This is a genomic window from Pseudonocardia sp. SID8383, assembly GCF_009864975.1.
GTDB lineage: Bacteria > Actinomycetota > Actinomycetes > Mycobacteriales > Pseudonocardiaceae > Pseudonocardia > Pseudonocardia alni.
On record NZ_WWFY01000265.1, the window covers coordinates 1 to 248 of the forward strand.

Annotated in this window: 1 protein-coding gene; it reads left to right on the plus strand. The window is 77.8% G+C overall.

Features of this window, described 5'->3' with window-relative positions; genetic code table 11:
- Positions 1 to 248, plus strand: a 248-nt coding sequence (locus tag GTW08_RS06245) for an FAD-dependent oxidoreductase (protein ID WP_346009865.1), incomplete at both ends; no start/stop codon positions are given.

A 248-nucleotide genomic window follows, 5' to 3' on the forward strand; every position in this document is an offset into this window, starting at 1 on the left:
CGAGCTGGCCGAGCTGTGGCCCGAGACCGCGGACGCGACCGTCCTCGACCGGTACGACCGGCTGGAGGCCACCGCGCCCGCGTTCCCGCCCGGGACGGCGGGCACCCGGCCGGGGGTGCGGACCGACGCGCGCGGCCTGCGGGTGGCCGGTGACTTCGTGGAGACGCCCTACCTCGCCGGGCTGATGGAGCGCTCGTCGATGTCGGGGGTGCTCGCCGCGAACGACGTGCTCGCCGAGCTGGGGGCGG